Source organism: Bartonella sp. AC329YNZD, assembly GCF_042196685.1.
In the GTDB taxonomy this organism is placed as follows: domain Bacteria; phylum Pseudomonadota; class Alphaproteobacteria; order Rhizobiales; family Rhizobiaceae; genus Bartonella.
Map to the genome: position 1 here is coordinate 1 of NZ_JBHIQS010000026.1, position 8,373 is coordinate 8,373.

Genomic DNA, 8,373 nt, shown 5'->3' on the forward strand with positions numbered 1-8,373 from the left:
GCGGTCGAAATCTTTTTAGGGGAAATAGAACAAGAGATGCAAAAGATTTTGGCAAAAGCTGCTTAAATCTATGGAGGGACTTTCTCCTCCCAGCACCCCCGCCCATTTAAGTAATAAGTTAATAAGTAATATAAAAATAGAAAGGTAATGAGATGATATTTGATGATGGCGATAGATATGTAACAACCCGTGAATGTGCACAGCTTTTTAGTGTATCAACCACAACGATTCGCAATTGAATGCTTCAGGGGTTGTTTCCGGAGCTATATAAGCTAGGGAGAGCTGTAAGGTGGAGAAAGAAAAAGATCTTAGCATTTACTCCCAAGAAAAATACGGAGCAAATAACAACAAATTAGATAAAATTATATAAACTGTAGAAGGTGGTCTAAAAGGTGGTCTGAAAATTACTGTTTAAATAAAAAGTCTATATATTTTAATGTTTTAAAGATAAAAAATGGTGCCGCATGCCGGATTCGAACCAGCGACCCCATCATTACGAATGATGTGCTCTACCAACTGAGCTAATGCGGCGTAGGTTTGTAAGTCAATGAGACAAAAACTAATCTGAGGGTAATAGCTAAAAGTACGTATAAAAGCAAGTATGCATTTTTTCAATAATTTATAAGATATGATAATAATTTGAAGGAGGAGGAGAAATATGTAAAAGCCAGGGGGGCGCAGTATTTTTTGATCTTAATGCTATAAAATGCTTTCGAATTTACGATAGCGCTCAAAGTTAAGAAGCTGGAAACGTCAATCTTTAAAATAGAAAATGGTGTCAAGATATCTTAGTAAAGATAAAAAACATTTTCTGATTCCTAACAAAGAAGGAAATTTATTGAATAAGTGATTAGAAAAACAAAGATCATCATAAACCTTTATTAATGTGAAAATAGGATGAGTATAATTAGTTGAAAAGTTATTTTTCATTTTTATAGGAAGAAAAAGGGGGAGGATTAATAAAATTAATCACATTTTTTATTTAAGATGGAGTAAGAATCATGTCGGATGAAAATCGGTTGGTAGAACTAGAAACGAAGTTAGCTTACCAAGAAAAATTCATTGAAGAGCTTTCTCGTGTAGTAACCAATCAATGGAAAAGTTTGGATGAGATATCTAAAAAAGTTGATGTTTTAGCGAGACGATTTTCAGATTTAGAAGAACAGAGTGTTTCTGAAGCTGTTATTTTACCATTTTCTCAATAGCAAGAAGATACTTTTTAAAATTTTTTTAGTAAGAGTCTCTTGGATTTTTTAGATGTGGTGGGGTGAATATCACAATGGGAGGAGGGGGTGAGATATTCTTTATCACGATTACTGTTATTGATAGATTAGTTTTTATTGAATGCATTTTTTTAATATGTAGAACAGTTTTTATAAGCTTCCTCATTAATTTCAAAAATTTTTAATCGTATAAGGTGTGCTGCTATTAGAAGGCATTTTTTACACGTGGTTTTTAGTGCTGAAGTAAGAAAGGTTTTTATAGAGTATAAAGCAACAGCTATAGAAGAATCTAGGGATTTTGATATATTTCAACTTTTTCTGTACAGAGTTTTTTATAGGTGGAATAAGGCATTAGATTTATTCGCTAATTTCTTTGAATTATTGCAAATGGAGTGATGTTATCATTATCTATAGAAATCATAAGTGAGGGTATATATTTATAATAAAGAGCTGTAATCCATTTTTATGATCAAGTAATTTTCAGTTGTTTTGATAGAGTGAGGTGCTCTAAGCTATATTTGTTGTGTATAGTACAGTGAGTTCTAGAAGTTTTTTTTCAAGATTAAATATATTCGTCGTTATATGTATATGCTATGTTATGAAAAGGCTTTTGTTTTTCGTAAGTTAAGATATAAAATACTATTGCTAAAGCACCAAAGATAGACCATGCTGGTAAATAAGTGAGAGTAATGCAAATTGAGGACAGAAAATCAGGCATTATCTTGCATAGAGATTGATTAAGGCTGTAGATATCTGTTTGCAGAAGGTTTGCTAAAATTTTATTAAGGGGGATTATTGTCCAATGTGATGTGATTACAGAGTGTGCGTTGTCAATGACCAATGCTATAATTGTTAGTGTAACGAAAATGAAGGTCATTAATTTAAATAAAAGGCGGAGCATATTTTTTCTTAAAATTTTAACAGGACATACGTGTAATGCATAGAAAAATAAGGAGTTGCATTATTACAAGAAAATAAGTTGACGTTTGTGTTGTACTTTTTGAAAAAAGGTGCGTAATTTTTTCGATAAAAGTTGAGGTTAGGCTCAACAAAAGTAATGAGGCATGATGTTTAACAAAAAGAACAATGAATTAAAACGTAATCTTCAAAATCGTCATATTCAAATGATTGCTTTAGGAGGCGTTATTGGAACGGGTCTTTTTTATGGTTCAACAGAAACTATAAAATTGGCGGGTCCTTCGACTATTCTCGCTTATCTTTTCGGGGGACTTATTATTTATTTTATCATGCGAATGCTTGGTGAAATGTCAGTAGAAGAACCAACATCAGGTGCTTTTAGTTTTTTTGCTTATAAATATTGGGGAAGTTTAGCAGGTTTTATAACAGGTTGGAATTATTGGTTTCTTTATATTCTCGTCAGTATGACCGAACTTACAGTGGTCGGATTTTATTTAGATCATTGGATTTTGATTGATCATTGGAAGTCGTCTTTTATTGTTCTTGTGTGTGTGACATTGATCAATTTGTTGAATGTTCGTTTTTACGGTGAATTTGAATTTGGTTTGGCTTTGATTAAAGTTACAGCCGTTGTTGGTATGATTATTTTTGGAATTTTTCTTATTGTCACTGGAATAGGTGGATATCAAGTAGGCATTCATCGTCTTTGGGAATATGGTGGTTTTTTCCCTTATGGGATAGAGGGAGTTATTTTAGCTACATGTGTGGTGATGTTTTCTTTTGGGGGAACAGAGTTGATTGGTATTGCTGCTGGAGAAGTTTTAAATCCAACAAAAACAATTCCCACAGCTATTCGTAAGGTTATGTGGAGAATTGTAATTTTTTATGTTGGTTCTATTAGTGTTATTATGATGCTCAATCCATGGAATATGATTGAGGAAAATGGTAGTCCTTTTGTAACAATTTTTGAGGCGATAGGAATTCCAGCTGCGGGCCATATTTTGAATTTTGTGGTTATTATGGCTGCTATTTCAGTTTATAATAGTGGTATTTATTCTAATGGTCGTATGCTTTACAGTTTAGCTGTACAAAAAAATGCACCACATATTTTTAGTAAACTTAATTTTGCACGCGTGCCTTATGTTGCTATCCTATTTTCATCAATCTGTACTGCGATTATTATCATCGTTAATACTCTTATTCCCAATAATAGTTTTATGCGGATCATGGCTCTTGCTACAGCAGCAGCAGTTATTACTTGGGGCATTATTGTTATTGTTCATTTGAAGTTTCGAAAGGCGCATAAGGACAAAAAAGAGCCGTTTATTTATGCTTTTGGTTTATATCCTTACGCTAACTATTTTTGCTTATGCTTTCTTGCTTTATTATTTTGTATAATGTTTATAAGTGGTTTTGGACAAAATGGATTCATAGCTCAACTGTTTGAGATGATAGGAATAAAGGCATCTTTTCTCAGGTCATATATTCCAGTGCAGATGCCTGATATGAGTTTGGCAGTCATTATTATTCCTCTATGGTGCTTGTTTTTACTTTTAGGTTATAAACTGAAACGATAGCGAAAGAAGAGCTAATCAAAGGGATTGATTGGAATAAACCTTGGGGATCATAAAATTTGATAAGGTAACACAAGTTTTTGATGATTTGTGTGTTTTAAGAAATATTACTGTACAACTTACCGAAAGTCGCATCGCCGTTATTGGTGCAAATGGTTCTGGAAAAAGTACATTTGTTCGTCTTATTAATGGGCTCCAATTACCATCTCATGGTTTTGTAAGCGTTGATGGGCTTGATACCAAACGCGATGCGAAAGCAGTAAAGCGTAAAGTTGGATTTGTTTTTCAAAATCCTGATAATCAGATTGTTTTACCATTAGTTGAAGAGGATTTATCTTTTGGTCTCAAAAATTTAAAGCTTAATAAAGATGAAATTAAGAAGCGTGTAGATGAAATTTTGCAGCGCTATGAGCTTGAAGCTTTTAGAAATCATGCCGTTCATTTATTAAGTGATGGGCAAAAACAACTCATTGCGATTTCGGGTGTAGTTGCAATGAAACCAGATTACATTATTTTTGATGAGCCAACGACATTACTTGATTTGCGCAATAAGCATCGTGTTACGAAAGTAATAGAAGAATTACCACAAACGGCGATTGTTGTATCGCATGATTTGGAATTTTTGAAAAATTTTGATAGAGTACTTGTTTTTGATAAGGGGGAAATAGCAATTGATGATGTCCCTTTTGTTGCGATCAAGGAATATATAAAAAGAATGTCATGATTGGTTTATATATTCCAAAGGATACATTTATTCATAGGCTTAGTCCTGGGGTTAAGTTATTATTTCTTACAGTATGTGGGACCACTATAATAATGGTTTCATCTATATTATTTCTTGCACTCTTTTTATTATTTGTTGCCTTATTCTATAGAGTTGCCAAGGTCCCTTTTAAAACCGTGATAAAGCAGCTTAAATCAATGGGATTGCTTTTAGTTCTTTTATTAGTATTTCAAACTATTTTTAATAGTTGGCTTATGGGAGTTGAGGTCATATTACGTCTTGTTATCCTCTTTTCTTTATCATCCCTTATTTCGTTCACAACAAAAGTTTCAGATATGGTGGACGCAATTGAAGCAGGGCTTCAGCCCTTTTGTTGCTTTGGTATAAATCCATCAAAAGTGAGTATGGTTATCTCTATGGCTATCCGGTTTATTCCTCTTTTGAGCGAAAAGTTTAATGAGGTACGTGAAGCACAACAAGCACGCGGACTTAATACTAACATTGTTGCTCTTGCAATACCTTTAATTATACGAACCATAAGAATGGCTTCAGAAATAGCTGAGGCATTAGAGGCGCGCTCTTATGATGGCTGATATTGTTGATGCAGTATTTCATAATCATCAAGATGTCTCATAATGAAAGAATAATCAAATGAATACAAAAGATTTAGCTTATATTGCTTTATTTGCTGCTATTTATGCTGTTTTTGTTTTTTTCCCTCCTATTTATCGTCCTTTTTTGCTTGGGGGTACCTATTAAAAGCTCAATCTATGGCTCCGATGTTAGCAGGGTCCATCTTTGGGGCCAAAAGAGGTGCTTTAGCGTCGCTCCTTTTTTTCTCCTTGTTGCGATTGGGCTGCCTTTATTGCTTGATGGTTGTGATGGAATTAGTGCTTTTTTATGGAGTTGCGAGTGGTTATTTGATAGGTTTTCCATTTGCTGCATTTTTTATTGGTTTAGTGATAGAATTGTTTTGGCAGCGGTTAAATTTTATAACGTTGTTTGTGATAAATGCTGTGGGGAAAAAAGTCTCTTTATTAAAGTTTTTTTATGGCTTCATCAGTTTTTTGATAAGGGATTGTTTGAAAGTATTGATTGTATCCTTTTTTGTACTCGCGATTAAAAGATCTGTTTTTCTTATTCATTAAAAGAAAAAAGTGTTTATTTTGAATGTAATATTATAATGCGGTACATTTGAAAAAAAATAATAATAAGTTAAAATAAATATATTATTTCATTATAAGTCCATTGATTTTAACTATATTGATTTATGATATCATTAAACATTGTAGAATCTAAGATGATTTATATCAGTAATATTATTAAAACAAATTATTATAATATTTTTTCTATATCTAAGGTATCAAAAATTTGCTTTTATAAAGCTGATATTTTTGATTAATATTACAACAATAAATAAAGCTTTTCCATAATGAAGGAATAATCCAGTGAATACAAAAGATTTAGTCTATATTGCTTTATTTGCCGCGATTTACGCTGTTTTAAGTCTTTTCCCTCCTATTTATTTTCCTTTTTTGCTGGGGGTACCTATTACAGCTCAATCTATGGCTCCGATGTTGGCAGGATCTATACTTGGAGCAAAAAGGGGAGCTCTAGCATCACTTCTTTTTCTTGTGCTTATTGCGATTGGTTTACCTCTATTGCCTGGTGGTCGTGGTGGAATTAGTGTTTTTTTAGGAGTTACGAGTGGTTATTTGATTAGTTTTCCATTTGCTGCATTTTTCATTGGCTTTATGGTTGAGTTATTTTGGAAACGATTAAATTTTATAATATTATTTGTGATAAATACTGTGGGTGGCATTGGGATTGTCTATTCTTTTGGAATACCATGGGTAGCTTATATGGTTCAGGTCCCTTTGCTGACAGTTTTAATAAGTTCATTAGGTTTTTTGGCTGGTGGTTTTTTGAAAGTGCTGATTGCATCCTTTGTAGCCATTACCGTTAAAAAAAATATCCCTCTCATTCATTTCGAGAAAGGGCAGTTCTGATTCTTAAATGAAGTTTTGTATTACATTGCATGAGAAAGATATAACACAAATAGTAATAATATAAATTATTTTATCTCGCTTTTTGTATTTTAACGAAAGATAATATTTGGCAAAGAGAAATTTATTATATTTAGTTTTTTTATAAAACATATCTTATAAATAATTTATAAACAAAATTTTAAAAATCTTATTCATAAATTATACAATTAAATTCTAAAAGTTATATTAAAAATAATGAATTATAAATTAATATAAAATTTATTAATTTAATAAATATCAATAGTAAACTACATTTAAGGTAAATAATATTATTTTTTATTTTAACTATAATATATACAAAAAAATATAATTATGAATATTATCATTTTAGGTAAATTATAAAAATGAATATAAAATATTCCTTTTTAATATGTTCTATATTATTAACTTTTTTATCTGTTGTGAAAACATCTAAATGTAGATATGTTCAATTATAAACATCTTTTACTCATATTCTACTATTTTTCATCAGATTTATTTCTTAGTAAAGAAAATAATTATTTAATAAATAAAGTTATTTTACCCAATCATCCTAGTAGTCATAATATATTTTGGAAAAATATAGTAATTGTTTTTCAAATAGCAAAATGTGTGTATACCAATTTAGGAATATATCTATATTCTTCAATATTTTCCATATTCAAATGGTAGAGTACTTATTTTTAGATAAGGAAATAATTTTCTTATCAAGATAATAAATGATAATAGACAATATATATACGTATCCATAAATAATAAAAAATTATGTGCATTAATATTTTAAGCATTTTGTATATTGTAGCAGCAGATTACAGTATATAATTATTCGAGGCTGAATGCAGAAATTTTTCTAATGAGCTTTGAAACAATTCTGATATTTTTGCAAAATAATGAGAGTGAGATTGGTTTATGATCCTTACATTTGTAAAAAAAACGCTGCTTTTGTCTTATGAGATATTGTTTTAAAAACTAACGCTTGCAAGCGTAAAAAGAACGTTTTATATGATATTCATTTAAGATGCATTTGCTTTGGTTGTATTGATAAAGCCACCAAGCGTTTTGATTTGTTTGATAGGTTTTGATTTTAGACAATGCGTTATTTGAATGCACTCAACTCAATTTCGAGCTTAGTGTTTTAAAACGCTTTTAAAAGGAAGAATCTTGATAATGTGCTTTGTTTCAAATAACTACCTTACAAATGAGGGCGTTATGATTGATACGTTTGATAGTAACAAAAAACGTTTATAGGTTCTCTCTTGAAATGAGTGAGTAAAAATCATACGCATCATTTACATTCCTTTTGATAAGTTTTCATATCTCTAATAGAGTTCTTGCAATATGATACGCTTTGTATATATGTAATTCTCTCTTCTATTGTGGTTGATTCATTAGAATAGACATTTGAAAGCTGTGTCATATCAATTGGCATGTTTTTTTTGCATTCTCTCTATTTATTGCAATGTTTATGGGAATGCTCATGTGTGTGGTGCTATTATTTGCGATAAAGCCATAGTAACTGAAAATACAAAAGTTTCTGGTAATGATATAGTTTAAGTTAGGGACAAAAATCACAGAAAAGAAATACGCACTTACTGATGAAACAATTGAGTTTGATGAATACCTTACGCTTTACCGCATACGTGCATTAAAAGATTTTGGTGATGTTAAAGCAGGCGACGTAGAGTATGAATACAATTTAAGTCAAAAAGACGATTGCTGGATTTATAATGATGCCAAGGCGTATTATTGTGCCAAGATTTACGATAGTGCTAAGGTTTATGATAAAGCACAAATTGGTGATTGTGCCGATATTTTTGGCAATGCAAAAATTTATAATAACGTCAAAATATATGATGGACATATTTTTGGTTACATACAAATTTATGGAAATGTGATTATTGATGCGG

General features: G+C 31.0%; 6 protein-coding genes, 1 tRNA gene and 2 pseudogenes. 7 read left to right on the forward strand and 2 right to left on the reverse strand.

Annotated elements, in window-relative coordinates; translation table 11 throughout:
* Positions 1–152: 152 nt before the first annotated feature.
* A pseudogene (locus ACFIMW_RS08360) lies at positions 153–356 on the forward strand (helix-turn-helix transcriptional regulator).
* A gap of 99 nt (positions 357–455) precedes the next feature.
* On the opposite strand, the gene ACFIMW_RS08365 reads toward ACFIMW_RS08360, so the two are convergent.
* A tRNA-Thr gene (locus tag ACFIMW_RS08365) sits at positions 456–531 on the reverse strand.
* 470 nt (positions 532–1,001) lie between these two features.
* Here ACFIMW_RS08365 and ACFIMW_RS08370 point away from each other — a divergent pair.
* Positions 1,002–1,205 (forward strand): SlyX family protein, encoded by a 204-nt coding sequence (locus ACFIMW_RS08370; protein ID WP_375608768.1) that lies wholly within the window; start codon positions 1,002–1,004, stop codon positions 1,203–1,205.
* Between the two features lie 580 nt (positions 1,206–1,785).
* Here ACFIMW_RS08370 and ACFIMW_RS08375 read toward each other — a convergent pair.
* Complete coding sequence (locus tag ACFIMW_RS08375) at positions 1,786–2,124, reverse strand: hypothetical protein (protein WP_375608769.1); 339 nt, start codon at positions 2,122–2,124, stop codon at positions 1,786–1,788.
* A gap of 163 nt (positions 2,125–2,287) precedes the next feature.
* On the opposite strand from ACFIMW_RS08375, the gene ACFIMW_RS08380 reads away from it, so the two are divergent.
* The 5 genes and pseudogenes from ACFIMW_RS08380 to ACFIMW_RS08400 all read left to right on the forward strand — a co-directional run bounded on the left by ACFIMW_RS08380 (position 2,288) and on the right by ACFIMW_RS08400 (position 6,448).
* A complete protein-coding gene (locus ACFIMW_RS08380) occupies positions 2,288–3,718 on the forward strand; it encodes an amino acid permease (RefSeq protein WP_375608770.1) in 1,431 nt (476 codons plus the stop codon).
* 40 nt (positions 3,719–3,758) lie between these two features.
* Complete coding sequence (locus tag ACFIMW_RS08385) at positions 3,759–4,439, forward strand: energy-coupling factor ABC transporter ATP-binding protein (RefSeq protein WP_375608771.1); 681 nt, start codon at positions 3,759–3,761, stop codon at positions 4,437–4,439.
* Positions 4,436–5,075: pseudogene (locus ACFIMW_RS08390) on the forward strand (energy-coupling factor transporter transmembrane component T family protein). Before ACFIMW_RS08385 ends, ACFIMW_RS08390 begins: the two are co-directional and overlap by 4 nt.
* A 143-nt stretch (positions 5,076–5,218) precedes the next feature.
* Positions 5,219–5,587 (forward strand): biotin transporter BioY, encoded by a 369-nt coding sequence (locus ACFIMW_RS08395; RefSeq protein WP_375608773.1) that lies wholly within the window; start codon positions 5,219–5,221, stop codon positions 5,585–5,587.
* Between the two features lie 300 nt (positions 5,588–5,887).
* Positions 5,888–6,448 carry a biotin transporter BioY gene (locus ACFIMW_RS08400; RefSeq protein ID WP_375608772.1) on the forward strand — a complete coding sequence of 187 codons (561 nt, stop codon included), beginning with the start codon at positions 5,888–5,890 and terminating at the stop codon, positions 6,446–6,448.
* Positions 6,449–8,373: the final 1,925 nt, after the last annotated feature.